Raw genomic sequence first — 25,110 nt, 5'->3', positions numbered from 1 at the left:
CGTGGCATGCCTCCTGCCAGTACCGGGGCGTCCACCCTCATCGTGGCCGCCTCGACCCAGTCGTCCCCCGTCGCCGCAGCCGCTCCCGTCGCGTCCGCCACCGCAGACCGGCTCGAGCCCGGACGCCCCGGCTATCGCCGGATGAGCTTCGCGCTCTTCGCCGCCGGTGTCGCGACCTTCGCGCTCCTCTACTCCACCCAGGCCCTGTTGCCCGCCGTCTCCGCCTCCTTCGGCGCCACGGCGGGGCAGGCGAGCTGGACGGTGTCCGCCGCGACGGGTGCGCTGGCGCTGTGTGTGCTGCCGATGAGCGCGCTGTCCGAGCGGTTCGGGCGGCGGCAGATGATGACCGCTTCGCTGGTGGTCGCGGTGACCGTGGGGCTGTTCGTGCCGTTCGCGCCCTCGCTCGGCTGGCTGATCGCGCTGCGCGCGGTCCAGGGTGCGGCGCTCGCCGGTCTGCCCGCCTCCGCGATGGCGTACCTGGCGGAGGAGGTCCGGCCGAAGGCGCTCGTCGCCGCGATCGGGCTGTTCGTGGCCGGTAACAGCATCGGCGGGATGAGCGGCCGGATCCTCACCGGCTGGGTCGCCCAGGCGTGGGGCTGGCGGGCCGCGCTCGGAGCGGTCGGGCTGCTGGCCGTGGCCTGCGCCGTCGTCTTCCACTTCATGATCCCCCGGGCCAAGCACTTCTCTCCCGGCTCGCTGAACCCGAAGGCCCTCGCCAGGACCGTCGGCGGGCACCTCGCCGATCCGCTGCTGCGGCGGCTGTACGCGATCGGCGCACTGTTCATGACGGTGTTCGGCGCGGTCTACACGGTGATCGGCTACCGGCTCGTCGAGGCGCCGTTCAGCCTCCCGCAGGGTGTGGTCGGGTCGATCTTCCTCGTCTATCTGGTCGGTACAGTCTCCTCCGCGGCTGCGGGGAAGCTCGTCGCCCGGCTGGGGCGCCGGGGTGCGCTCTACCTCGCCGTCTCCACCACGGCCGCCGGTCTGCTGCTCTCGCTGGCCGACCAGCTGGTGGCCGTGCTCCTCGGCCTGGTCCTGATCACGGCCGGCTTCTTCGCCGGGCACGCGGTCGCCTCGTCCTCGGTGAGCCGCACCGCCACCACGGGCCGCGCCCAGGCGTCGGCGCTCTACCAGTCGGCGTACTACCTGGGCTCCAGCGCGGGCGGCACGCTCGGCGCGGTCGCCTTCCACGCCGGTGGCTGGGCGGGCACGGTCGCGCTGGGACTGGCCGCCGTACTCGGTGTCGTCTCGATCACGCTGTACGGGACGCGGGCGGCCCGCGCGGAGCGGATGCGGCCGGCCGGACTCGTCTCCGTACAGAACTGAGACATTCGGCGCACAACCATCCACTCCCCGACGCGCGTCTAGCAGGCGGAATCACCGCACTGTGCGCGAAGGGGAGTTGGCGGTTATGGGAGTCGTGGAGAACATACGGAACGTGAAGGGTGTACGGACGCGGCGCGGGCTCGCGCTGGCCGTCGCCGGTCTGACGGCGGTACCGGCGTTCGTGCTCGGCACCGGCGGCACGGCCGAGGCGGCGTCGTGCACGACGTCCAGGGGGCCGTACCAGAAGCAGGTCGAGAAGTACCTGCACCTGAAGGTGGACGGCAAGCAGTCCGCCGCCGACTGCAAGGCGATCCGGTCGTTCCAGAGCAAGTACGGCGTCACCCCCACGATCGGTTACGCCGGGCCGGTCACCTGGCGCACCATGCAGACGCTCGCCGCCCAGAAGGCGGCCGGGAAGACCCCGAACAAGGCCAAGAAGTGCCCCACGAACAAGGGGCGCATCGCCTGCGTCGACCTCACCCGGCAGATCACCTGGATCCAGGACGGCAGCAAGCTGAAGTTCGGACCGGTGCCGGTGCGGACCGGGCGGAACGGGTACGAGACGCGGACCGGTGCCAAGAAGATCTACTGGAAGCACAAGAACCACGTCTCGTCGATCTACCACGTGAAGATGCCGTACTCGCAGTTCTTCGACGGCGGGCAGGCGTTCCACGCGGTCGGCGTGAAGATGTGGAACCCGCCGGGCTCGCACGGTTGCGTCAACATGCGCACCGCCGACGCGAAGTCATACTGGAACCTGTTGAAGAACGGCGACGACGTGTACGTGTACGGGCGCAAGCCCGGGACGTGACCGCTTCTGCTCTTCCCGCCCCCGTTGTCAGTGCCCTGCGGTAGCTTCCGAAGTGCTGAAGTGAGCGGTGTCACAGCGCAACAGGGGTGAGCGAGAGCGATGACTGATCTGACGGCGACGACGAGCGATATCGACAGTCGTTTGGAAGGACACCGGGTCGAGCTGACCGGGTACTGCTACCGGATGCTCGGCTCGGCCTTCGAGGCGGAGGACGCGGTCCAGGACACGCTGGTGCGCGCGTGGCGCAACATCGAGAAGTTCGAGGGCCGGTCCTCGCTGCGGTCCTGGCTCTACCGCATCGCGACGAACGTCTGCCTCGACATGCTCAACGCGGGCAACAAGCGGGCCAGGCCCGTCGATCTGTCCGGCCCGACGCCGCTCGCGCAGGCCGCGCTCAATCCGCTGCCGGAGAACACCTGGCTGGAGCCGATGCCCGACGGGCGGATCCTGCCGTCGGTCGCGGACCCGGCGGAGGCCGCCGTGGCACGTGAGTCGGTACGGCTCGCGTTCGTCGCCGCGCTCCAGCACCTGCCGCCGAAGCAGCGGGCGGTGCTGATCCTGCGCGAGGTGCTGGCGTGGAAGGCGGCCGAGGTCGCCGAGCTGCTCGACACCTCGGTCGCCTCGGTCAACAGCGCGCTCCAGCGGGCGCGGGCCACGCTGACCGATCACCAGGGCGACGCCGCCACGGCTGATGCGGCGGACCCGCTCGACGAGGAGCAGCGCAAGCTCCTGGAGCGGTATGTGGCGGCGTTCGAGGGTTACGACATGAAGGCCCTGACCGCGCTCCTCCACGAGGACGCCGTGATGACCATGCCGCCGTTCGACCTCTGGCTCCAGGGGCACGACGACATCGCGGGGTTCATGACGTCGATCGGCGCGTCCTGCGAAGGTTCCCGGCTGATCGCCACGTCGGCGAACGGCACCCCGGCGTTCGCGCACTACAAGCCGAATCCGGACGGGCCCGGGTTCGTGCCGTGGGCCGTGCAGGTCATCGACATCCAGGACGGGGCGATCACGGGGATGCACTGCTTCCTGGACACCCCGCGCTGGTTCCCGCTGTTCGGGCTGCCCGATCACCTGGACGCCGATGCCGCGTGAGGCCGCGGCTGCTGCGGGGGCTGGTTGCCGGGTGGGTGGTGCTGGCCGTCGCGGGGTGGGGGTTCACGCAGTGGGTGGGTGAGCCGGCCGCGACCTCGGGGCCGGCCCGCGTCGTGCCGCCGGCCTCGGGTGCGGAGCCGGGTCCGCAGCCGGAGTTCGACTGCGCGGAGGCGGCAGCGCGGGCCGCGGAGCGGTCGCCGGGACCGGGCGCGGCCTCCGCCCCGGCGCCCGGTGCTTCATCGGCTCCGGCGCCGGGCTTGTCATCGACTCCGATGCCGCGTCCGGTACCGGTCCAGGGCACGTCGGCGCCATGGGCGTCCGACGTGCTGCCGAAGCGTGCGGAGGCGGGGCCCGGCGCGCGGACCCGTCTCATCCGGGTGGTCTGCGACTCGGCCGTGGGCGGAGGCTGATCCGAGGTTCGGCCCGATCGCGCCGGGCCTCGCCGGAGCATTGCCGACGGGCCCGGCACACCGTCAGCCGACCAGTGCCCGCCAGGTCACCGGGCCTGCCTCTCCGTCGACGACCAACCGGTTGGCTTTCTGGTAGGAGCGCACGGCGCTCGTGGTGACGGGGCCGAACGTGCCGTCGACCGCCAGACCGGCGCTGCGCTTGTTGAGCGCGTTCTGCAGGGCCCGGACGTGGGATCCGCTGCCCTTTCGCAGGGTGTAGACGAGATGCGGCCAGGTCGCCGGTCCCACCTGGCCGTCGGCCACCAGGCCCTTGGCCTTCTGGAAGCGCTTGACGGCGTTGGACGAGACCGAGCCGTACTGCCCGTCGGCGACCAGGCCGTAGCCGCGCTGCTTCATCAGGAACTGAATGACGACGACTGTCCTGCCGCTCGCGCCGGGGTCGATCCGGGGCCAGCCGCCGCCCAGGTGGACGCCCCGGGCCGCCATGAAGGTGACCGGGTTGGTCGTGGCGCCGAGCCGTCCCGTGTGTGTCTCGAAGTGCAGGTGGGGACCCGTCACGTTGCCGGTGGCTCCCATGTCGGCGATGCGCTGGCCCGCGGCGACCTTGGCGTTGAGTGCGACCCGGTAGGCGTTGAGGTGACCGTAGTAGGTGTACTGGCCGTTGCCGTGCGCGATGACCAGGGCGTTGCCGGTCCGGCCGGTCAGGCCGCCTCCCCACGAACGTCGGACAACCGTGCCTGCGGCCGCCGCGTAGACACCGGTGCCCGTCGAGTTGGAGACGTCCTGACCGGCGTGCGCGGCGCCACCCCGGGAAGCCCCGTAGTGTCCGCCGGCGGGGAACCGGCCGAGCGCGGGATTGGCCCATTTGCCGTTCTTCGCCGTGGCCGCGGAGGCCGTCGTGGCTCCGCTCGCGAGGCCCAGCGCGGCAAGGCCGAGCCCGAGCCCCGTCCCGGCGATCAGTCCCCGCCGGGACAGGCCGGCGCGCGTCTCCGGGTCCTCCGCCGTCGCCTCTTCCGCCGCTGCGCAGGAATCGCACATGTTCGCTCCCTCAGGTCTGCTGATTCGGGCACGAGTTGTCGACGTGGGCGCCTCGCGAACCCAGCGCTTGAGGTGCCCACGTCATTTATCTACACGCATAGACACTAGGGAGGCGACGGCGATCCGACCATAGGTCCACGGGCCCGCTCCGGGCCCAAAACACCGACTGGGCCCGGCCCTGCGACGGGTGCGAGCGTGCCCCTGTCCGGCGAGAGGATTCGACGCAGCCGCGTCGGCACTCCGCGGATCCGCCGCTACAGCGGCGTCTCCGCCAGCCCGACCACCTCGCTCAACCCCACCAGATCAAGGAGGAGTTGAAGCTCGGGCGGCGTCCCGCGCAGCCGCAGCCGCCTGCCGCCCGCCCTGCGCGCGACCAGGGACAGACGGGCGATCGCCTCGACGGAGGCCAGGTCCGGCTCGACGATGCCGCCCACGTCGCAGTCGACCACGGCGGCTTCCGAAGCGGTCAGTATCGCCTCCAGATCGGCACAGAGGCGGGGCGTACCGGCCCGGGTGAGGCGCCCGGAAACGACGAGGACGGCCGGTGGCAAGGAATCCATACCCTGGGAGACCGGTGGCACGGGTGAAACTCATCGCGGGCCGGGGATGCGTCTCAGCTGACGGGGAACACCCCGGTGTCCAGGTCCAGCCCGAACGGCTCGGGCAGCCTCAGCTTCTCGCCGTACTCGACCGTGTCCAGCACGCGGTACGTGCCGTCGGCCGGCTCCCCGTACAGCGTGGCGGTGGGGCGGCCGGAGTGCCACGGGTCGAGGAGGAGGAAGAGCTCGACGCCGGCCTTCGCGTAGCCGTGCACCTTGCCGATGCGGTCGTGGTTGGCGTTGGCCTGCGAGGTGATCTCGACGACGAGCCGTGCCTCTTCCGCCGGGACGCGATTGCCCGGCCCGGTGGCGACCGCGCGCGGCAGCACGACGAGGTCGGGGATGTAGAGTCCGGCCCGGCCCGGCACGGAGACGCCGAGGGTCTGGTAGATCCCCCAGTCCTCCGGGATGACGCCGTAGAGCCTGCGCTGGAGCAGTTCAGCGGTGGTGTTGTGGTCCTTGGACGGCGGTGGCGACACAGTGACGATCCCCTCGATGATCTCCACCTTGCAGCCCTCGGGCGCGTCCGTCTCCTCCCAGATCCGGACGAGGTCGTCCCAGTCCTGGCCGAAGCCCGGCGCGGGGTCGACGGTGAGTGCGCTCATGGCGGTCTCCTCTTATCGGTGCGTCACCGAGTCCAGCATGCCGAACGGGACCGGTGGCAGTCCACCGGTCCCGTTCACCTGTATGAGGAAGTCGCAGGTCGGAGCAGGTCAGGCGATACGTTCCCGCACCACCGGGACGGCGGCGAACGGCGTGCCGGACGGTGCGATGTCGTACGCGTCCGGCAGCGCCTTCAGCGCGTACTCGAACTTCTCCGGGGTGTCCGTGTGCAGCGTCAGCAGCGGCATTCCCGCCGTGACCTCGTCGCCCGGCTTCGCGTGCAGTTCGATGCCCGCGCCGGCCTGGACCGGGTCCTCCTTGCGGGCGCGGCCCGCACCGAGGCGCCAGGCGGCCACACCGATGTCGTAGGCGTCGAGGCGGGTCAGGACGCCGGAGGACGGGGCCGTGACGACGTGCTGCTCGCGGGCCACCGGGAGCGTGGCGTCCGGGTCGCCGCCCTGGGCGGAGATCATCCGGCGCCAGACGTCCATCGCGGAGCCGTCCGCGAGGGCCTTCTCCGGGTCGGCGTCCTTGAGTCCGGCCGCGTCCAGCATCTCGCGGGCGAGCGCCAGGGTGAGGTCGACGACGTCCTTCGGACCGCCGCCGGCCAGGACGTCCACGGATTCGCGGACCTCCAGGGCGTTGCCGGCGGTGAGGCCGAGCGGGGTGGCCATGTCGGTGAGCAGGGCGACCGTGCGCACTCCGCTGTCGGTGCCCAGCGCGACCATGGTGGAGGCCAGTTCGCGGGCGTCCTCGATGGTCTTCATGAAGGCGCCGGAGCCGACCTTGACGTCCAGGACGAGTGCGCCGGTGCCTTCGGCGATCTTCTTGGACATGATCGAGCTGGCGATGAGCGGGATGGCCTCGACGGTGCCGGTGACGTCGCGGAGCGCGTACAGCTTCTTGTCGGCGGGGGCCAGGCCGTCACCGGCCGCGCAGATGACGGCGCCCGTGGTGTCGAGGACGTTCAGCATCTCGGCGTTCGAGAGGTGCGCGCGCCAGCCGGGGATGGACTCCAGCTTGTCGAGGGTGCCGCCGGTGTGGCCGAGGCCGCGGCCGCTGAGCTGCGGTACGGCGGCGCCGCAGGCGGCGACCAGCGGGGCGAGCGGCAGGGTGATCTTGTCGCCGACGCCGCCGGTGGAGTGCTTGTCGGTGGTGGGGCGGGAGAGCGCGTCGAAGTTCATCCGCTCGCCGGAGGCGATCATCGCGGCGGTCCAGCGGGCGATCTCCGTGCGGTTCATGCCGTTCAGCAGGATCGCCATGGCCAGCGCGGACATCTGCTCGTCGGCGACCTCGCCGCGGGTGTACGCGTCGATGACCCAGTCGATCTGCTCGGGGGTCAGCTCGCCTCGGTCCCGCTTGGTGCGGATGACGGAGATGGCGTCCATGTCCTGGAGTCCTTCCGGCCGGTACGTGTGCGTACGCATGAGTCCCGTTGACTCTACGCGCATAGAGGAGAAGAGAGACGCCGGACGGGCCCGCCGTGTGCGGGCCCGTCCGGCGCTTGGCTAGCCGAGGTGCGCGGGCCCGAAGGCCTGCGGAAGCATCTCGTCGAGCGTGCGGAAGCCGTCCGGGGTCTCCAGGACGAGTTCCGGTCCGCCGAACTCGTACAGCAGCTGCCTGCACCTGCCGCACGGCACCAGGATCTCGCCCGAGCCGTCCACGCAGGTGAAGTGGGTCAGCCGGCCGCCGCCGGTGGCGTGCAGCTGGGAGACCAGTCCGCACTCGGCGCACAGTCCGATGCCGTACGAGGCGTTCTCGACGTTGCAGCCGACGACGGTGCGGCCGTCGTCGACGCGGGCGGCCGCGCCGACCGGGTAGCCCGAGTACGGGGCGTACGCCCGGGACATCGCGTCCCGGGCGGCCGTACGCAGCGCTTCCCAGCCGGCCGCGGTCATGACGCCCGTCGTCACTTGCCCTCGCCCTTGCGGTACGGCACGCCGTCCGCCTTGGGCATCCGCAGCCGCTGGGACGACAGGGCCAGCACGAGCAGCGTGGTGACGTACGGGGCGGCGTCGACGAACTGGCTCGGGACCTGGTCCGTGAGCGCGTACCAGGTGAACAGGACCGCGGAGCAGGCGGCCGAGATCACGGCGGCCACGTACTTCTTCCGGTACAGCTGCCAGAAGGCGGCGATCACCAGCAGGATCGCCAGGAGCAGCAGCATCGCGTGCACGTTCTCCGCACCGCCGCGCAGCTTGAGGCTGTCGGTGAAGCCGAAGAGTCCGGCGCCGAGCGCCATGCCGCCGGGCATCCAGTTACCGAAGATCATCGCGGCGAGACCGATGTATCCGCGGCCGCCGGTCTGGCCCTCCTGGTAGATGCTGGTGGCGACGATGGAGAGGAAGGCACCGCCGAGACCGGCTAGTCCGCCGGAGATGACGACGGCGATGTACTTGTACTTGTAGACGTTCACGCCGAGGGTCTCGGCGGCCACGGGGCTCTCGCCGCAGGAGCGGAGCCGCAGGCCGAACGCCGTGCGCCACAGCACCCACCAGGTGACGGGGATCAGCAGCAGGGCGACGACGGTCAGCAGGGACAGTCCGGTCACCAGCCCGCCGATGATGCCGGCGAGGTCGGAGACGAAGAACCAGTGGTGTTGCTGGAGGTCCTGCAACCAGTCGGAGAGTCCTGGGATGGTGATCTTGTCGATCTCCTCCAGGCGGGGGGACTGCTTGGAGGAGCCGCCGGGCTCGTCGGCGAAGGTGAAGTTCGAGAGGTAGCGGGTGACGCCGACGGCGAGGATGTTGATGGCCACACCGGAGACGATGTGGTTCACGCCGAAGGTGACCGTCATGACCGCGTGCAGCAGACCGCCGAGCGCGCCGCCGATGATGCCGAACAGGACGCCCACCCAGGGGCCCCACTGGAATCCGGCCCAGGCACCGAACCAGGTGCCGAGGATCATCATGCCCTCGAGCCCGATGTTGACGACGCCGGCCCGCTCGGCCCACAGACCGCCGAGGCCGGCGAGGCCGATGGGAACGGCCAGTTCGAGGGCGCCCCCGACCTGGCCGACGGAGGTGATGTCGTTCGCGCCGCTGATCAGCCGGACCAGCGAGACGAGGGCGAGCGCGCCGGCGATGATCAGCAGGACGACGGGCAGGGAGAGCTTGCGGCCGCCGCCCCTCTTGGGGGCGACGCGTGCGGCGGAGACTTTGCTGGTGCTCACAGGGCCGCCTCCTTCTCGGTCGTGAGGGCGTGGCCGGCGGCGAGCTCTTCGCCGACCTTCTGCTGCTGACGGCGGGTCCCGTAACGGCGGACCAGTTCGTAGCTGATGACGACGGAGATCACGATCAGGCCCTGCATGATCGTGGCGATCTCCTTCTCGAACCCGAACTGGTCGAGCGGGGAAGAGGCCTTGTCCAGGAACGCGATCAGCAGGGCGCTGAGCGCGATGCCCACGGGGTGGTTCCGGCCGAGCAGGGCGATGGTGATGCCGGTGAAGCCGATGCCGACCGGGAAGTCGAGGCTGTACGTGTGGGTGTCGCCGAGCAGCGTCGGCATGCCCGCCAGACCGGCGACCGCGCCGGAGATCAGCATGGAGGTGAGGATCATCTTCTTGGCGTCCACACCGGAGGCCTGGGCGGCGCTCTCACTGGCGCCGGTGGCCCGCAGGTCGAAGCCGAAGCGGGTGCGGTTGAGGACGAACCAGTACACGAGGCCGCAGCCGGCGGCGACGAAGGTGAATCCGTAGATCTCGCCGGACTCGGGGCCCAGGGACAGTCCCGGGAACCAGCCCCCCTCGTGGATCTCGCCGGTCGTGAGGTTGTTGGATCCGGCTGCCTGGTCACCGAAGTTCTTCGGCAGGATCAGCCAGGCGATCAGGGAGGTCGCGATGGAGTTGAGCATGATCGTCGAGACGACCTCGCTCACTCCCCGGGTCGTCTTGAGGATGCCGGCGATACCGGCCCAGAACGCGCCCACCAGCATCGCCACGACGACGATCAGGGCGATCTGGAACGGTCCGGGAAGGTCGACGCTGGCGCCGACGAGCGCGGCCATCATCGCCGCGAGGCGGTACTGGCCGTCGACGCCGATGTTGAAGAGGTTCATCCGGAAGCCGACCGCGACCGCGAGAGCGGCGAGGTAGTACGTACCGGCCTGGTTGATGATCAGTACCTGTACGTCGGAGTACGACGCCTGCTCGAACAGCAGCCGGTACAGCTCGAAGGGGTCGCGGTCCGACACGAGCAGCACCAGGGTGCTGAGCGCGAAGGCGACGACCAGGGCGAGTGCCGGCCCGGCGAAGCCGAGGATCAGCCGGTCCTTGTCGAGTTTCTTCATCAGGCCTCGTCCTCCGGTGCTGCTTCGAGGTGACCTGCGGCGGCACCGGTCATGGCCGAGCCCAGTTCCTCGGGGGTGATGGTGGCGGGGTCGGCGTCCGCGACGAGCTGTCCTCGGTACATGACGCGCAGGGTGTCGGAGAGCCCGATGAGCTCGTCCAGGTCCGCCGAGATGAGCAGGACGGCGAGTCCTTCGCGGCGGGCGTCGCGGATCTGGTCCCAGATCTGCGCCTGCGCGCCGACGTCCACGCCGCGGGTGGGGTGGGCGGCGATCAGGAGCTTCGGCGCGTGGCTCATCTCGCGGCCGACGATCAGCTTCTGCTGGTTGCCGCCGGAGAGGGAGGCGGCCGTGACCTCGATGCCGGGGGTGCGGACGTCGTACTCGCGCACGATCCGCACGGTGTCCTGGCGGGCCGCCTTGGGGTCGAGCAGGAAGCCGCGGCTGTTGGGCTTCTCGGTGACGTGGCCGAGGATGCGGTTCTCCCAGAGCGGGGCGTCCAGCAGGACTCCGTGCCGGTGCCGGTCCTCGGGGATGTAGCCGATGCCGCTCTCGCGCCGCTTGCGGGTGGGCACGCGGGAGATGTCCTCGTCGCCCAGGGTGATCACTCCGCTGTCCGCGGACTTCATCCCGATGAGCGCGTCGATCAGCTCGGTCTGGCCGTTGCCCTCGACGCCCGCGATGCCCAGGATCTCGCCCTTGTGGATGGTGAAGCCGACGTCGGACAGGACGTCGCGGACGACTCCGTCCGGGTCCGTCATGGTGAGGGAGAGCCCCTCGACGCGGAGCATCGGCTCATCCGTCACCGTGGACTCACGCGTCTCGGGCGACGGCAGTTCGCTGCCGACCATGAGCTCGGCGAGCTGCTTGGTCGTGGTGTGGGCCGGGTCGGCGGTGCCCACCGTCGTACCGCGCCGGATCACCGTGATCTCGTCGGCGACCGAGAGGACCTCGCCGAGCTTGTGCGAGATGAAGATGACGGTGAGACCCTCGGCCTTGAGCTCGCGGAGGTTCGCGAAGAGCGCGTCCACCTCCTGCGGGACGAGCACCGCGGTCGGCTCGTCCAGGATGAGGATGCGGGCGCCGCGGTAGAGGACCTTGAGGATCTCCACACGCTGCCGGTCGGCGACCCCGAGGTTCTCGACGAGCGCGTCGGGCCGGACTCCCAGGCCGTACGCGTCGGAGATCTCCTGGATCTTCTTCCGTGCGGCGGATCCGATGCCGTGCAGCTTCTCGCCGCCGAGGACCACGTTCTCCAGGACGGTGAAGTTGTCGGCGAGCATGAAGTGCTGGTGCACCATGCCGATGCCGCGCGCGATGGCGTCGCCCGGGTTGCCGAACGAGACCTGCTCGCCGTCCACGGCGATGGTGCCCTCGTCCGGCTTCTGCATGCCGTAGAGGATCTTCATCAGCGTGGACTTGCCGGCACCGTTCTCGCCGACGAGGGCGTGGACCGTGCCCTTGCGGACGGTGATGCCGATGTCGTGGTTGGCGACGACGCCGGGGAAACGCTTGGTGATGCCGTGCAGTTCTACGGCAGGGGGGCTGCTGGACGCGTTGATGACGCACTCTCCTTGGCCGGACAGGAGCGGGAGGCGGAGGGGCAGGGGATGACTGACTGTTCCACGTGGATCAGCGGGCGGGTCGCCCACGCGGGAGGGTCGGACAGCCCCTGGGGGGCGGGGTGAAGTTATCGCGCCCGAGGGCTGTCTACACGCGTAGCGTTGCCGAATCGTCAAACGCATGCGCGCAGCGCGGCCGGAACGCGGCAGTTTGACGACAGGCCCTGGGCCTGTCCGGGAGTGCACTGCAACGGGCGGAACTTCTGCAAGGAGTACCCCGTGGGCCCGGAGCAGCGACGCTGCGCGCTCCGGGCCCACGGGAAACCAGCCGTACGACCGGAGTCGTTACGGGGTGGTCTTGACGGTGATCTTGCCGTCGATGATTTCCTTCTTGGCCTTGTCCACGGCGGCGATGACGTCGGTCATCGCGGTGAACTTCGGGTTCGACATGGCCAGGCCGACGCCGTCCTTGTCGAGGCCGTAGCGGATCTCACCGGTCTGCGGCTTGCCGTCCACCACGGACTTGATCAGGTTGAAGACCGAGTCCTCGACGTCCTTCGTGACCGAGGTCAGGATGGACTCCTTGAAGGCGGCGAGGCCCTTCTGGTTGTACTGGTCGGAGTCGACGCCGATGTTCCACTTGCCGGCCTTGGAGACGGCCTCGATGGCACCGGTACCGGCCAGACCGGCGGCCGAGTAGATCACGTCGGCGCCCTTGGCGAGTTGACCCTGGGCCGCGGCCTTGCCGAGGTCGGGCTTGGAGAAGCCACCGAAGTCCGGCGGCTGGGTCAGGTACTGCGGAAGCACCTTGACCGAGGAGTCGGTGTCCTTGACGCCCTGGGTGAAGCCGGCCTGGAACTTCTTGATCAGCGGGGTCTCGACGCCACCGATGAAGCCGACCGTCTTGGTCTTGGTGACCTTGGCGGCGGCGACACCTGCGAGGTAGGAGCCCTGCTCCTCGTTGAAGACGATGTTGGCGATGTTGGGGCCGGTCACCGAGGCGTCGTCGATGATGCCGAAGGTGATCTTCGGGAACTTCGGCGCGACCTTCTTGATGGCGGGCGCGTACGCGAAGCCGACACCGATGACCGGGTTGTTCCCGGCACGGGCCAGGGACGTGAGGCGCTGGACCTTGTCCGCGTCCGACTCGCCGTCCGAGGGCTCGGCCTCGGTGCCCTTGACCCCGAGTTCCTTCTCGGCCTTGGCCAGACCCGCGTACGCGGCGTCGTTGAACGACTGGTCGCCGCGGCCGCCGATGTCGTACGCGAGGGCGGTCTTCTTGTCCTTCGAGTCCGAGCTGCTGCTCGACGAGGACGAGTCGCCGCACGCGGTAACGCTGAGTGCGAGTGCCGCGGACATGACGCCCGCAGCGGCAATCCTAGTGATCCGGCGCAAGGGAAGGCTCCTTCAAACCTGACCGAAGCGCCTCTTCCGGCGCTGGTTTCGCCGCGATCGTAACGCGCGTAGATGTCAGATAATGACCTGTACGGCAGCCGTTATCGGATCGTCGTGAACCAGGGGCGACCTGTCCGGTTACGGATGGTTGCCGTGGAGCAGAGCCGAAGCGGTGAAGAGCTCCACCCCGACGGTGATCGCCTCCTCGTCCGCGTCGAAGTTGCCCCGGTGCAGGTCGAGCCCGCGCGTGTCGCCGGGGGTACGCACTCCGAGGCGCGCCATCGCTCCCGGGACGTGTTCCAGGTACCAGGAGAAGTCCTCCCCGCCCAGGCTCTGTTCGGTGTCCTCGATCGCATACGAACCGCGGCGGGCAGTCATCGCGCCGCCGAGCAGATCGATCGCGGCTGCGTCGTTGACCACGGGCGGGACGCCCCTGATGTAGTTGATCACCGTCTTGGCGCCGTACATTCCGGCCACCTCGTCGATGGCCGCGTGCACCAGGTCCGGTGCGTCGCGCCAGGCCGCCAGATGCAGGCAGCGAACCGTGCCGGACATCTCGGCGTGTTGCGGGATCACGTTGCACGCGTGCCCGGTCTCCAGCCGTCCCCAGGTCACCGCGAGCCCGGCCCGGGCGTCGACCCGGCGGGCCAGCAGCGCGGGCACCTCGGTGGCGACCTTGGCGGCGGCGGTGACCAGGTCCGTGGTCAGGTGCGGGCGGGCGGTGTGGCCGCCGGGCCCGTCCAGGGACAGCTCCAGGCGGTCGCAGGCGGAGGTGATGGCCCCGACCCGCAGCCCGATCCGGCCCGCGTCGACCTTCGGATCGCAGTGCACTCCGATGATCCGGCCGACGCCCTCCAGCACGCCCGACTCGATCGCGTCGGGCGCCCCGCCGGGCAGTACCTCCTCGGCCGGCTGGAAGATCAGCCGCACCGGGTTGGGCAGCAGCCCCTGCCGGTCCAGCTCGGCGAGCACGAGGCCGGCGCCGAGGACGGTGGTGGTGTGCACGTCGTGCCCGCAGGCGTGCGCCCGGTCGGGCACGGTCGAGCGGTACGGGACGCCCGCCTTGGTGTCCGGGATCGGCAGCGCGTCGATGTCGGCCCGCAGCGCCAGCATGGGCCGCGTCGCCTCGCCCCGCGTCCCGACGTCGCACATGAGGCCCGTCCCGGAGGCGAGCACCCGGGGCTCCAGGCCGGCCTGCTCCAGCCGGGCCTTGATGGCCGCGGTGGTGCGGAACTCCTGGTTGCCGAGCTCGGGGTGCATGTGCAGATCGCGGCGGAAGGCGATGAGCTCGGCGCGCAGGGGTTCGGGCAGGGCGCCGGGCAGGGCCCCTTCCGTGAGCGGCCGGGCTTCACCCTCGCGGGGCATCGAGTGGTTCACTGGTGAAGGGTAAGGCCCTTCCCCCGCCAACTGACCATGAAACAAGAAAAGTTCAGCCACATAGACGAATAAATGACTGGGTCGCGGCGTGTGGGGTAAATGCGGGGTGGGTAAACTCGCCGTTCGCTCCGCCCAGACGCCGATCGGATGCGAGGAAGCGCAACAGTGAAGGACAGGTACGGTTTCGACCACGCCTCCGACGAGGTGATCGCGGTGCGCGCCGAGTTGGCCGACGAAGCCGTCCAGGCGCTTCAGCTCGCCGGACTGCCCGCTTTCCGCTCCGACCACGTCTCCGAATCACGGCCCGGTGCGGTGGTCCACGTCCATCGCGACGCGGACCTGGCTTCGGCGGCCGTGTCCGTGAGCTGGCATGGTGACGGCAGGCTGGCCAACGCCGCAATGGCGGCGGTCGCTGCTGGAGACCTTCATGCACCGGACGTCCGCCGTCTCGGATCGGTCGCTCTGCACATGCAGGATGCATTGGCCAAGATTCTTCTGTCGGCAGGGATCATCGCGACCCCGAGCAACGACTGCATCGACCCGGGCGATGTCCTGGTGTTCGGGCGGCAGTCCGAACTGCCGCCGGGGCTGAGGCCCACGTACGTGCCGCTGTCGGCCCCGGTGGAGCGGACCGGGCGCGGTTCGCTCGGGGGGCAGACCCACATCGCCGATGACTCCGACGGGTGGCCGGAGGATGCGGCCGGCCCCTTCGGGCTCACGCCTCCGTAGTCACCGCCGTGGCCCGCCACGGCGCCAGCCGCTGCACGTCGCGTGCCGTCTCCGTGACACCGGCGAGGAAGCCCTGGGCCCTCGGGGACGCCGTTTCGCGGAGCCATTCCGGGGCGATGTCGCAGACCGCGACCTTCACCTCGGTGCCGGCGAGGGCCAGCGGGAGGGTGTGGACGACCGTGGAGGGGAAGCTCAGCACCGTGCGGCCGATCGGGCCGCGGCGGGCGATGAGTTCCAGGGGGAGGTCGGGGCGGACGATCTCCAGGCCGGTGGCGGCCTCCAGGGCGTGGAGCTTCTCGGTGGACTCGCGGCGGTGGGCGAAGTAGCGGGTGGCGCCGTGCGTACGGGCCAGGGCGGCGACCGCCTCCAGGTACTGAGCGCGGTCGACCACGCCCGTCTCGACCAGTGAGGTGCCGACCAGGTCCGCACCCTTGGTGAGCAGCGGCGGGCCGAAGCGGGAGCGGGTCCAGGAGAAGGTGTTGGGGATGAGGGTGATGCCGGGCGGCGGGATCACCGGCATCGCGGTGAAGAGCTCGACCTCGCGCGCCGCGGACGGTGTGAAGCGGCGCCGGGCGGTCGCGGAGACCGGGGCCAGGGCCAGGTCGCGGGGGCCGGAGCCGCCGCGGCGGTGCCAGCGCACCAGGCGCTCGCCGCGGGTCAGCAGGGCGACGAACTCCATGGTGGCGGTGCCGTCGTCGACCACGGTGAGCCGGCGGGGGCGGACCAGGGAGAGCAGCAGTTGTACGTAGCGGGAGAACGGGTCCCCGATGACGATGTGGTCGGCGTTGCGTACGAGCCGGGTCAGGGCGCGCAGCGACTTCAGGGGGGTGCCCGAGTCGCCGCGCGCCTCCTGCCAGCGCACGGTGATGCCCTCGTCGCGGGCCAGCTCCGCCATCCGGCGCAGCTGACCGCGCGACATCGGGTCGACCGGAGGGAGGACGACGACGGTGACGTCCGCGACGACACGGCCGCCGCCTCCCTCTGTGTAGGCCCACTCCAGGACGTTCAGGAGCTGGACCGGGCTCTCGACGAAGGCGAGGTTCACCGGTCTGCCCGTCAGACCGCGACCGGCTCGGCGGCCGGGGCCGTCTCGCCGCTCTCTGCCACGACGCCCGGGACCCGGCGGAGCTTCTTCATCGGGCCGAGCTCCGACTCGTACACCTTCTTGACGCCGTCGCCGAGGGACGCCTCGATGGTGCGGATGTCGCGGACCAGGCGGGTCAGGCCCTGCGGCTCGACGGACGCGGCCTGGTCGGAGCCCCACATGGCGCGGTCGAGGGTGATGTGGCGCTCGACGAACGCGGCGCCGAGCGCGACGGCTGCGAGGGTCGTCTGCAGGCCCGTCTCGTGGCCGCTGTAGCCGATCGGGACGTTGGGGTACTCCTGCTGGAGGGTGTTGATGACGCGGAGGTTCAGCTCCTCGGCCTTGGCCGGGTACGTCGACGTGGCGTGGCAGAGCAGGATGTTGTCCGAGCCGAGGACCTCGACCGCGTGGCGGATCTGGCGCGGGGTCGACATGCCGGTGGAGAGGATCACCGTGCGGCCGGTGGCGCGCAGGGAGCGCAGCAGCTCGTCGTCGGTGAGGGAGGCGGAGGCGACCTTGTGCGCGGGGACGTCGAACTTCTCCAGGAAGGCGACGGCCTCGGTGTCCCACGGGGAGGCGAACCAGTCGATGCCGCGCTCGGCGCAGTGCTCGGAGATGGCCCGGTACTCGGTCTCGCCGAACTCGACGCGGTGGCGGTAGTCGATGTACGTCATGCGGCCCCAGGGGGTGTCGCGCTCGATGTCCCACTGGTCGCGCGGGGTGCAGATCTCCGGGGTGCGCTTCTGGAACTTGACGGCGTCGCAGCCGGCCTCGGCGGCCACGTCGATCAGCTTGATGGCGTTGTCGAGGTCGCCGTTGTGGTTGATGCCGATCTCGCCGGTGACGTAGACGGGGTGGCCGGGGCCGGCGGTGCGGCTGCCGAGGGTGCGCAGTCGGGAGGTGCTCATGGTGCGTTTCCTTACTTGGGGAGGGGGGTGCTTGCGGAAGGAGCGGTCAGGGTGGGGCCGAGCAGCCAGGCCGCGATCTCGCGGATGGCGCCGAAGCCGCCGGGGGTTTTCGTCACGGCGCGCGCCGCGGCGCGTACCGAGTCGTGCGCGCTCGCGACGGCCACGGGCCAGCCGGCGAGTGCGAAGCAGGGGAGGTCGTTGACGTCGTTGCCGACGTACAGGACGCGTTCGGGGGCGATGGACTGCTCGTCGCACCACTGCTTGAGCGCGAGGTCCTTGCGGTCGATGCCGTGCAGGACGGGGACGCGGAGCTTGTGGGCGCGGGCGGCGACGACCGGGTTCTGTTCCGTGGAGAGGATCAGGAGGGGGACGCCCGCCTTGCGCAGGGCGGCGATGCCGAGCCCGTCGCCCCGGTGGACGGCGACGGTCTCGCGGCCGTCGGAGTCGATGAGGACCCGGTCGTCGGTCTGGGTGCCGTCGAAGTCGAGGACGACCGCGTCGATGTCCTCGCGGGTGGGCAGCCGAGCCGGGTCCAGGAGCGGGGCCAGGGCGCGGGCCCGGGCCAGGTCGTGCGGGTCGTCGATCTCCAGGACGCGGGCGGGGTCGGTGCGCACCAGCGCGGTGTGGCCGAAGAAGCGGTGGCGGTGGGTACGGAATCCGGCCGCGTCCATCGCGTAGGCGGCGCCCGTTTCGAGGAGGTCCTCGGGGCGGTCCTGGCGACGGGGGCGGACCTTCTTGTCGTGGTTGACGCCGTAGTTGTGGTCCTCGACCGCGCTGCCGTCGCGCCACAGGAAGCCATGGAACGGGGCGACGGTGACGGCCGTGTCGGCGCCTTCCCGGGCGACCGCGGCGGCGACGCCGTCGATGTCCTCGCGGGCGATGAAGGGGCTGGTGCACTGGACGAGCAGCACCACGTCCACGGTCTTGCCGTGCTCCGCCTCGTAGCGGTCCAGCGCGTGCAGGACGGCGGCCTCGCTGGTCGCGGTGTCGCCCGCGATGGCTTCGGGGCGCTGGACGCAGTGCAGCCGGCCGCTCTCGCCGAGCACTTCGGCGGCGGCCCGCGCGGTCTCGGCGAGGGCGGGGGCGTCGGTCGTCACGACGACGTCCGTCACCTCGCTCGACGCGAGGCAGGCGCGGACCGCGCGGACGACGAGCGGGACGCCGCCGACCTGGGCGAGGTTCTTGGCGGGTACGCCCTTGGATCCGCCACGGGCGGGGATCACGGCCAGCACGGTGGGCTGCTTGGCGAGCGGCTTGGCGGGCTGCTGGGTGGGCTGCGTCATCGCTGCTCCATTGGGTGACTTGGCGGTGGTGTTCACAGCTCGCCCATCCGTCGGATGACCGGGGCGACCCGCTGGACGCCGTGGCGGTACGCGCCCCGGGCCGCGTCGCGGACCGCCTCGCGCACCGCTCCCCTGACCCGGCCGGTCTCCCGGGGCTCGGCGGCGCCCGGCAGCGGATGGCCATCGGGGGCCAGGTGGTGGCGGGCGAGGATGCCCGGGAGGTAGCCGGGGGCGGTGGCGGGTGTGTAGTAGGGCGCGAGGTCCGGCAGCCGGTCCTGCGCGAGCAGGGCGGTGACCCTGGCGCGGGCGGTGTCGTAGGCCGTGGCGTAGGTGCCGTCGGCGGCGACGCCCTGTCCGGCCAGCCACTCCTTGTCGGGCTCCGGGTGGGCGCCGCCGTCGAGGTGGTCCCAGGAGGTGAGCAGGCCGGAGCCGATGAAGTGGTGGTTGCCGAGGGTCTCGCGGACCCCGAGGTCGGTGAGGACGGCGGTGGGGATGCGCCGGTGCAGGGACTCCAGGGCGGCGGTCGAGGAGACGGTGACCAGCAGGTCGGTGCGGTCCAGGACCTCGCCCATGTGCCCGTACACGAGACGGAAGTTGGGCGGGAGGCCGCCGGGCAGCTTCTCGGCGAGGCGCTGGTACGGGAGTTCCTCGACGTGCGTGGTGTGCTCGCCGGGCTTGGAGCGCAGCTTGAGGAGCACTTCGCGCCGCGGGTGCAGCCTGGCGTGCTCGACGAGCCGGCGCAGCAGGTACGTACGGTCGGCGCGGGAGGCCGGCACGGAGGGCTGGGCGGCGAACACGACGGTGTCGCGGCCCTGTTCGCGGGTGTGCGGGGCGCCGCCGAGGAACGGCAGGGCGGCCTCCGTGACGGCCGAGGCGTCGGCGCCCACTCCCTCGTACACCGCGCGGAATCGCTCCGCGTCGTGGCGGGAGTTGGCGAGGACGACGTCGGCACCGTGCCGCAGCAGCAGCCCGTCGGCGAGCTTCTCGTAGACGACGCCGACGTAGCCGGTGACGACGACGGGCCGGGGCCCTGTCCGGAGCGCGGCGAGGCCGTGCAGCATCGCCTGGACGGCGCCGCCGACGAGCGCGAGGACGACGAGGTCGTAGCCCTCGTCGCGCACGCTGTGCAGGAACTCGACGGCCGTCACCTCGCGCACCCGGTCGGTGTCGATGCCGACGTCGCCGACCTCGGCGAGCTGGCGGGGTGTCGGCGTCGCCCGGCCGCGGAGCAGCAGTCCGCTGATCTGCGCGGGGGGCGTGGGCGCGCCGCCGTCGCCCGTGGTCAGCCGGCGCGCGGTGAGCGCGCCCCACTTCCATCGGGTGTCGGAGTCGGCGAGGACGGCGACCCGGAGGGCGCTCGTCTTTTCGGTACGTGGGGGCACGTCCCAAAACTTAGGAAGGCATTTCGATTCGCAGCCCAACGTGGCGGCAACAGCGGGTTAACAGCCCGACGACGCTTGGCGAATCACCCTCACAAATGCCCCACCCACGGCGAGGAATGGACCTGGTTCATCACTTCGACATTCGTCGTTCACCTGCCGTCCCCATCAGGGCCAGGGTAAATGCCGGACCTCCGCCTAGCGTGTGACGCGTGGTTAAGCTCTCCGTCATCGTGCCGTTCTACAACGTACGGGCCTATGCCCCCGATACCTTGCGAAGTCTCCGGGCCAATGCCCGTGATGATTTCGAATTCATCTTCGTCGACGACTGTTCGACCGACGGGACTCTGGAGATCCTCCGGCGCGCCGAGCGCGAGATCCCGGGTGCCGTCCTGGTCGTGCACGAGAAGAACGGGGGCCTGGCCACCGCACGCAATACGGGTATCGACGCGGCGCGCGGCGAGTACCTCACGTTCCTCGACGGCGACGACTGGGTCGTCCCCGGCCACTACGAGCGGCTGCTGGCCGCCATTTCGGGGCTGGGGTGCGACTTCGTCCGTACGGACCATGTGCAGTTCACGGACCGGGTGCGCACCGTGCACCGGGTCCCGCACGGTCTGCGCGACACCGTCCTGCGCCCGCGCGACGTGATCCTGCCGTCCGACCGGTCGACGCCGGTGGACTACGCGTACGCCTGGGCCGGTGCCTATCACCGGCGGCTCGCGGACTCGGGGCTGCTCCGGTTCCGGGACGGGCTGCGCACCGCCGAGGACCGGCCCTGGATCTGGCGGCTGCACCGTGAGGCGGAGTCGTTCGCGGTGGTCGGCCTGCCGGGGGTCTTCTACCGGCGCGGGGTCGCTTCCTCGCTCACCCAGATCGGTGATGTACGCCAGCTCGACTTCATCAGGGCCTTCGATCAGGTTCTGGAGGAAACGTCCCGGGATCCGGAGGCGGACCGGCTGCTGCCGAAGGCAGTGCGCACCTATTGCGCGGTCATGGCCCATCATTTGGAATCCATCGAAAGGTTCGAACCGGCAGTGGCACGGAAATTGCGCTCCATGAGCGCGGCTTCCCTGCGGCGCATGCCTCAGGAAGTTCTCGCCGATACGCTGAATTCGCTGGGCGACCGCCGAGCGGGCCAGCTGCGACGGGTCCGCCGCCGCTCCGTCTCCCGGGAGGTCGCGGCCTGATGCCCGGCACGTACACCGCGCCGGTCGGCCGGTCCACCACCCAGATCTTCTCCGCGTGCACGCAGTACGCCGCCGCCACCCTGGTCGCCGCTCTGCGCGCGGGCCAGTTCGGTCCGCGCTCCGAGCACCGGCGCATCCTCGTCGTGAGCGACACCTCTCCCTCCCCCGAGCTCGGCACCCCGCTTCATCAGCGGCCCGGATTCGAGGTGCTGGCCGCCGAGTTCGACGCGGTGCGGTCCTGGAACGACTTCATCCGGCCGTTCCATCCGGCGGGCTGGTCGCCCAGGGACCAGGACGCCTCGCTGTGGGAACGGGCCGTGCGGGCGGCGTGGGACATCGGGGACGGTCCGGTCGAGCTCGCCTGCGAGTCCATCCAGGCCAATCCCGCCCAGGCCCTCGCCGTGATCTTCGGCGACAGTCCGGTGCACATCTACGCCGACGGGCTGATGAGTTACGGCCCGACCCGCAGCAGACTCGACCAGCTGGTCGGCACCCGCATCCGGCGGCTGCTCCACCTCGACCTGGTACCGGGCCTGCGGCCGCTGCTGCTCACCGAGTTCGGCGTGGAGCCGGAGATCGTGCCGACGGACGTCTTCCTGAAGGTGCTGGGCGAACTGCCGGGCCCCGCGGACCTGCCCGACGACGACGGGGGCCCCGGTCCGGCACTGCTGCTCGGCCAGTACCTCGCCACTCTGGGCATTCTCACGCCGCAGCAGGAGGAGGAGCAGCATGCCCGGATGCTCCGCGGGGCCGTCGCACTGGGCCACACCCGGATCGTCTTCAAGCCGCACCCCAGCGCGCCTGCCCACTGGGCCCGCTCGCTGGAGCAGGAGGCGGAGCGGCTCGGCGCGGACCTCACCGTGCTCGACAGCCCGGTCCTCGCGGAGACGCTGTTCGACACGATGCGTCCCGCCCTGGTCGTCGGCTGCTTCTCCACCGCGCTGCTGACCGCCGCCTCGTTCTACGGGCTCCCGGTCGCCCGCGTCGGCACCGGTCCACTGCTGGAACAGCTCACCCCGTACCAGAACAGCAACCGCGTCCCCCTGACGATCGTCGACGCGCTGCTGCCCGATCTGGAGGACCCGTCCGCCGTCACCGGCTGGTCGCTGCCCTCCGCCGAGCAGGTCCGGGGCGAGCCGACCGGCCTGCTCGCCGCGGTCGGATACGCGATGCAGCCGCAGATCCAGGCCTCGCTGCGCCCCGAGGCCGAGCGCTACCTCGACCGGCACCGCGACACCCTCTGGCGGTACTTCAAACGGCGCCGGCTGACCGCGCTCGGGCTGCCGGGGGCCGTTCCCGCACAGCTGGCGTTCATCCCGCGCAACGCGACGGTCCGCCGTCTCGCCCGCAAGGCCCGCACCCTGAAGCGGGCGGCGGCGGGCTGATCCACTTGAGGCGATACCCGTCCGGGGCGTCGCCCGCCCGGTCGGGGACAGCTGGGTGAAGCCTGGCCGTCCATCAGGTGAACCGCCTTTCCCTGCCCGGGATTTCACGATGTTCGATGACATATTCGACTCATCATGAGGACTCCGTCGATAATCCGATCGCCGCGCGGCCGGGGCGCCGCGCTGGCCGCCCTGCTCACCGTCGCGGCCGTCTGTGCCGGGGACGCGGTGGCCCGCAGCTACCCGTTCGGCCCGCACACCCGCAGCGTGAACGACCTGGGCAATCAGTTCGTCCCGTTCCACACCCGGCTCTGGGACCTGCTGCACGGGCGGGCGGACGGCGGGCTGCTGCTGAACTGGCAGTCCGGCTTCGGAAGCAGCTTCCTGCCGGACTTCGGTACGTATCTGAGCAGCCCGTTCGCCCTGCTCGTCGGGGTCTTCCCGCGGGACCGCATCGACCTGGCGGTGTACGCGGTCACGCTGGTGAAGACGGGCGTCGCGGCGGCGGCCATGACCTGGCTGCTCACCGCGTTGCGCCGGGGCCGCGGCCGGGAGTGGGCGGCGGCCGTGCTCGGCTCCTCGTACGCCCTGTGCGGCTGGTCGGTCGTCGAGGCGGCCTACAACCCGATGTGGCTGGACGGGCTGATCGCGTTCCCGCTGCTGTGCCTGGCCGGTGAGTGGGCGCGTACCGGGCGGCGTCCGGTGCTCGGCACGCTCCTGGTGACGCTGGCCTGGGTGTCGAACTTCTACACCGCGTACATGGCCACGCTCGGGGCGGCCCTGGTGCTGGTGGTGCGGCTGCTGCTGGAGGACGGGACGTCGCGGGAACGGGTCCGGGGCCTGGTGCGGGCGGTACGCACGGTACTCATCGGCATCGGGCTGGCCGCGCCGGTCCTGGTGCCGGTGTTCCTCGGCACCCGGCACGCCTACCCGGGCTGGAACCGGGCGTTCGCGCCTGCCGCCTGGCCGGACGTCGCCGCGAGGCTGCTGCCGGCCACGTACAGCTTCTTCAGTCCGGCGCTGTTCCTCGGAACCGGCGCCCTGCTGCTGGCCTGTGCGCTGGCCTTCCACCGTGCCGTGCCGCGCACCGAACGGTTCGTGTGGGCGGGGCTGGTGGCCGCGGTCGCGCTGTCGTTGCAGTGGGAGCCCACGCATCTGCTGTGGCATGCCTTCGCGACACCGAACGGGAGCCCGTTCCGGCAGACGTTCGTCCTGTCCGGTCTCGTGGTGATCGCCGCCTGGTTCTCGGTCGCCACCTCCTGGCCGGACCGGCGGACCCTGCTGGGCGGCGCGGGGGTGCTGGTGCTGATCGCGGCCGGTGCCGCGTCCAGCGCCCTGATCACCGGCTGGACGTATCCGCTGTTCGCGGCGGGTCTGCTGGCCGTGACCGGTGCGCTCGTCCTGGCCCGCAGCGGTCGGTTCGCCGTGCTCGCCGCCCTGCTGCTCGTCGGGGCGCAGGCCGGTCAGGCCGCCGCGACGACCGCGTACGCCGACCGGCAGCGACTGAACCGGCTCGACGACTACGCCCCCTGGGGTGAGCGCCAGAACCTCCAGGCCGCTGCGGTTGCCGCCGCCGACGGCTGGCCGCGCTACCGCACCGACCCGGGCCTTGAGCAGTCCACCGCCAACGACCCGCTGCTGGTCGGCGGGCAGGGCGGCGCCTACTACAGCAGTCACACACCGGATGTGCTGACCCGCACGTTCCTCGCGCTGGGCGCCGGCTGGACGTCGAACGGCCGCGCCCTGCACAGCCTGGACAACCCGGTGACCGACGCGGTGTTCTCGGTCGGCGCCCGGGTCCGCATGCCACGCGATCCGCACCAGGGCTGGAACCGCCCGGACGGCCGCCCGGTCACCGTCACCCGGCAGGACGCACCCCCGCTGGTCACGCTCCGGCCGGCCGCCGACGCCGGTGCACGGCTGGGCCGTTCACCGTTCCGCAACCAGGAGAAGCTGCTGGGCACGGCCGTGTACACGGTGCCCGCGACCACGCTGCGCGCCGCGGACGGTACGGCCGCCACGGACGAGGGTGCTTACGACTACCGGGTGCGGCCGGGTGCGTACAGCCTGACCGCGAACTGCCCCGCGAACAGCGAGGTATATCTGTGGGCACCCGACCTCTTCGGCCGGGCCCAGCTCGGCACGTCGGGCGAACCGGCCGACTTCCGCGGCGAGTTGCCGGGGAGACGGGCCGGGATGCGGATGCTGGGAACGGGCGGCGGGCCGCTCGCGGTCCCGCTGCGGGTGGCCAGGGCCGGAACGGTTCCGCACGAGGCTCTCGGCTGCCTGGACCGGGGACGCCTGGACGCCGCCGTGACCGGGCTGAAGCGGGCCGGGGCGACACGCGTCGACGTCACCGGCAGCGGCGTGCGAGCCGAACTCCCCGCAGGCTCCCACGGGGTGGCCGTGCTGGCCGCGCCCCGGATCGCGGGCTGGAGCTGCGACGGACGTCCGGCCGACTCGTATCTCGGCCTGGTCGCCGTGCCGGTGGGCGGTGACCGGACGACGGTGGACTGCGCGTTCCGGCCGCCGGGGCTGCGGGCCGGGAGCCTGGCCGGGGCGGGAGCTCTGGCGGCACTGCTGGCGACGGTCCTGATCCCCCGGGCGCGGACGCGCGGGCGGGCGGTTCGGTTGCCCCGGCAGCCGTGA

The 25,110-nt window shown here is 71.1% G+C and carries 21 protein-coding genes; 7 read left to right on the top strand and 14 right to left on the bottom strand.

Annotated features, from left to right (window positions below; all coding sequences use genetic code 11):
• The first annotated feature begins 6 nt into the window (after positions 1-6).
• From OG446_RS23890 to OG446_RS23880, 3 genes are all read left to right on the top strand, one after another.
• Positions 7-1,326 carry an MFS transporter gene (locus OG446_RS23890; RefSeq protein ID WP_328895944.1) on the top strand — a complete coding sequence of 440 codons (1,320 nt, stop codon included), beginning with the start codon at positions 7-9 and terminating at the stop codon, positions 1,324-1,326.
• A gap of 85 nt (positions 1,327-1,411) precedes the next feature.
• A complete protein-coding gene (locus OG446_RS23885; protein WP_389257551.1) occupies positions 1,412-2,137 on the top strand; it encodes a L,D-transpeptidase family protein in 726 nt (241 codons plus the stop codon).
• Between the two features lie 99 nt (positions 2,138-2,236).
• Entirely contained in the window at positions 2,237-3,235 is a 999-nt protein-coding gene (locus tag OG446_RS23880; protein WP_328895942.1) for a sigma-70 family RNA polymerase sigma factor, read from the top strand.
• Between the two features lie 473 nt (positions 3,236-3,708).
• On the opposite strand, the gene OG446_RS23875 is transcribed toward OG446_RS23880, so the two are convergent.
• The 10 genes from OG446_RS23875 to OG446_RS23830 all read right to left on the bottom strand — a co-directional run bounded on the left by OG446_RS23875 (position 3,709) and on the right by OG446_RS23830 (position 14,491).
• Positions 3,709-4,683 carry a peptidoglycan-binding protein gene (locus OG446_RS23875; RefSeq protein WP_328895941.1) on the bottom strand — a complete coding sequence of 325 codons (975 nt, stop codon included), beginning with the start codon at positions 4,681-4,683 and terminating at the stop codon, positions 3,709-3,711.
• A gap of 254 nt (positions 4,684-4,937) precedes the next feature.
• Positions 4,938-5,243 carry an STAS domain-containing protein gene (locus OG446_RS23870; RefSeq protein WP_328895940.1) on the bottom strand — a complete coding sequence of 102 codons (306 nt, stop codon included), beginning with the start codon at positions 5,241-5,243 and terminating at the stop codon, positions 4,938-4,940.
• Between the two features lie 53 nt (positions 5,244-5,296).
• Positions 5,297-5,887 (bottom strand): Uma2 family endonuclease, encoded by a 591-nt coding sequence (locus OG446_RS23865; RefSeq protein ID WP_328895939.1) that lies wholly within the window; start codon positions 5,885-5,887, stop codon positions 5,297-5,299.
• A gap of 108 nt (positions 5,888-5,995) precedes the next feature.
• Positions 5,996-7,273, bottom strand: a complete 1,278-nt coding sequence (locus tag OG446_RS23860; protein ID WP_328898399.1) for a thymidine phosphorylase — start codon at positions 7,271-7,273, stop codon at positions 5,996-5,998.
• A 120-nt stretch (positions 7,274-7,393) separates the two neighbouring features.
• Positions 7,394-7,783, bottom strand: a complete 390-nt coding sequence (locus tag OG446_RS23855; protein WP_328898398.1) for a cytidine deaminase — start codon at positions 7,781-7,783, stop codon at positions 7,394-7,396.
• Positions 7,784-7,794: 11 nt separating this feature from the next.
• Positions 7,795-9,057, bottom strand: coding sequence for an ABC transporter permease (locus tag OG446_RS23850; RefSeq protein WP_328895938.1), 1,263 nt, complete (start codon positions 9,055-9,057; stop codon positions 7,795-7,797).
• The gene (locus tag OG446_RS23845) at positions 9,054-10,172 is read right to left on the bottom strand and encodes an ABC transporter permease (RefSeq protein ID WP_328895937.1); all 1,119 of its coding nucleotides are present in this window, start codon (positions 10,170-10,172) and stop codon (positions 9,054-9,056) included. The genes OG446_RS23850 and OG446_RS23845 overlap by 4 nt, the downstream gene beginning before the upstream one ends.
• Positions 10,172-11,755, bottom strand: coding sequence for an ABC transporter ATP-binding protein (locus tag OG446_RS23840; RefSeq protein ID WP_328898397.1), 1,584 nt, complete (start codon positions 11,753-11,755; stop codon positions 10,172-10,174). Before OG446_RS23840 ends, OG446_RS23845 begins: the two co-directional genes overlap by 1 nt.
• A 321-nt stretch (positions 11,756-12,076) precedes the next feature.
• Complete coding sequence (locus OG446_RS23835; RefSeq protein ID WP_328895936.1) at positions 12,077-13,126, bottom strand: BMP family lipoprotein; 1,050 nt, start codon at positions 13,124-13,126, stop codon at positions 12,077-12,079.
• 138 nt (positions 13,127-13,264) lie between these two features.
• A complete protein-coding gene (locus OG446_RS23830) occupies positions 13,265-14,491 on the bottom strand; it encodes an amidohydrolase (protein WP_328898396.1) in 1,227 nt (408 codons plus the stop codon).
• Positions 14,492-14,668: 177 nt separating this feature from the next.
• Between OG446_RS23830 and OG446_RS23825 the strand changes: the two genes are divergently transcribed.
• Complete coding sequence (locus tag OG446_RS23825; RefSeq protein ID WP_328895935.1) at positions 14,669-15,232, top strand: hypothetical protein; 564 nt, start codon at positions 14,669-14,671, stop codon at positions 15,230-15,232.
• Here OG446_RS23825 and OG446_RS23820 read toward each other — a convergent pair.
• The 4 genes from OG446_RS23820 to OG446_RS23805 are packed head-to-tail and all read right to left on the bottom strand — an operon-like array spanning position 15,219 to position 19,889.
• Positions 15,219-16,277, bottom strand: a complete 1,059-nt coding sequence (locus tag OG446_RS23820; RefSeq protein WP_328895934.1) for a hypothetical protein — start codon at positions 16,275-16,277, stop codon at positions 15,219-15,221. The genes OG446_RS23825 and OG446_RS23820 overlap by 14 nt on opposite strands.
• Positions 16,278-16,288: 11 nt before the next feature.
• Positions 16,289-17,224, bottom strand: a complete 936-nt coding sequence (locus OG446_RS23815) for an N-acetylneuraminate synthase family protein (protein ID WP_328895933.1) — start codon at positions 17,222-17,224, stop codon at positions 16,289-16,291.
• Between the two features lie 11 nt (positions 17,225-17,235).
• Positions 17,236-18,507, bottom strand: coding sequence for an acylneuraminate cytidylyltransferase (locus tag OG446_RS23810; protein WP_328895932.1), 1,272 nt, complete (start codon positions 18,505-18,507; stop codon positions 17,236-17,238).
• Positions 18,508-18,539: 32 nt separating this feature from the next.
• A complete protein-coding gene (locus OG446_RS23805) occupies positions 18,540-19,889 on the bottom strand; it encodes a DUF6716 putative glycosyltransferase (RefSeq protein WP_328895931.1) in 1,350 nt (449 codons plus the stop codon).
• A gap of 209 nt (positions 19,890-20,098) precedes the next feature.
• On the opposite strand from OG446_RS23805, the gene OG446_RS23800 reads away from it, so the two are divergent.
• From OG446_RS23800 to OG446_RS23790, 3 genes are all read left to right on the top strand, one after another.
• On the top strand, positions 20,099-21,076 hold the full coding sequence (locus OG446_RS23800; RefSeq protein ID WP_328895930.1) for a glycosyltransferase family 2 protein: 978 nt from the start codon (positions 20,099-20,101) through the stop codon (positions 21,074-21,076).
• Positions 21,076-22,461, top strand: a complete 1,386-nt coding sequence (locus OG446_RS23795; RefSeq protein WP_328895929.1) for a polysialyltransferase family glycosyltransferase — start codon at positions 21,076-21,078, stop codon at positions 22,459-22,461. Before OG446_RS23800 ends, OG446_RS23795 begins: the two co-directional genes overlap by 1 nt.
• 135 nt (positions 22,462-22,596) lie before the next feature.
• The gene (locus tag OG446_RS23790; RefSeq protein WP_328895928.1) at positions 22,597-25,110 is read left to right on the top strand and encodes a YfhO family protein; all 2,514 of its coding nucleotides are present in this window, start codon (positions 22,597-22,599) and stop codon (positions 25,108-25,110) included.

It is taken from the genome of Streptomyces sp. NBC_00236 (genome assembly GCF_036195045.1).
Classification (GTDB): domain Bacteria; phylum Actinomycetota; class Actinomycetes; order Streptomycetales; family Streptomycetaceae; genus Streptomyces.
This window is presented reverse-complemented; position numbering and strand designations above follow the sequence as displayed.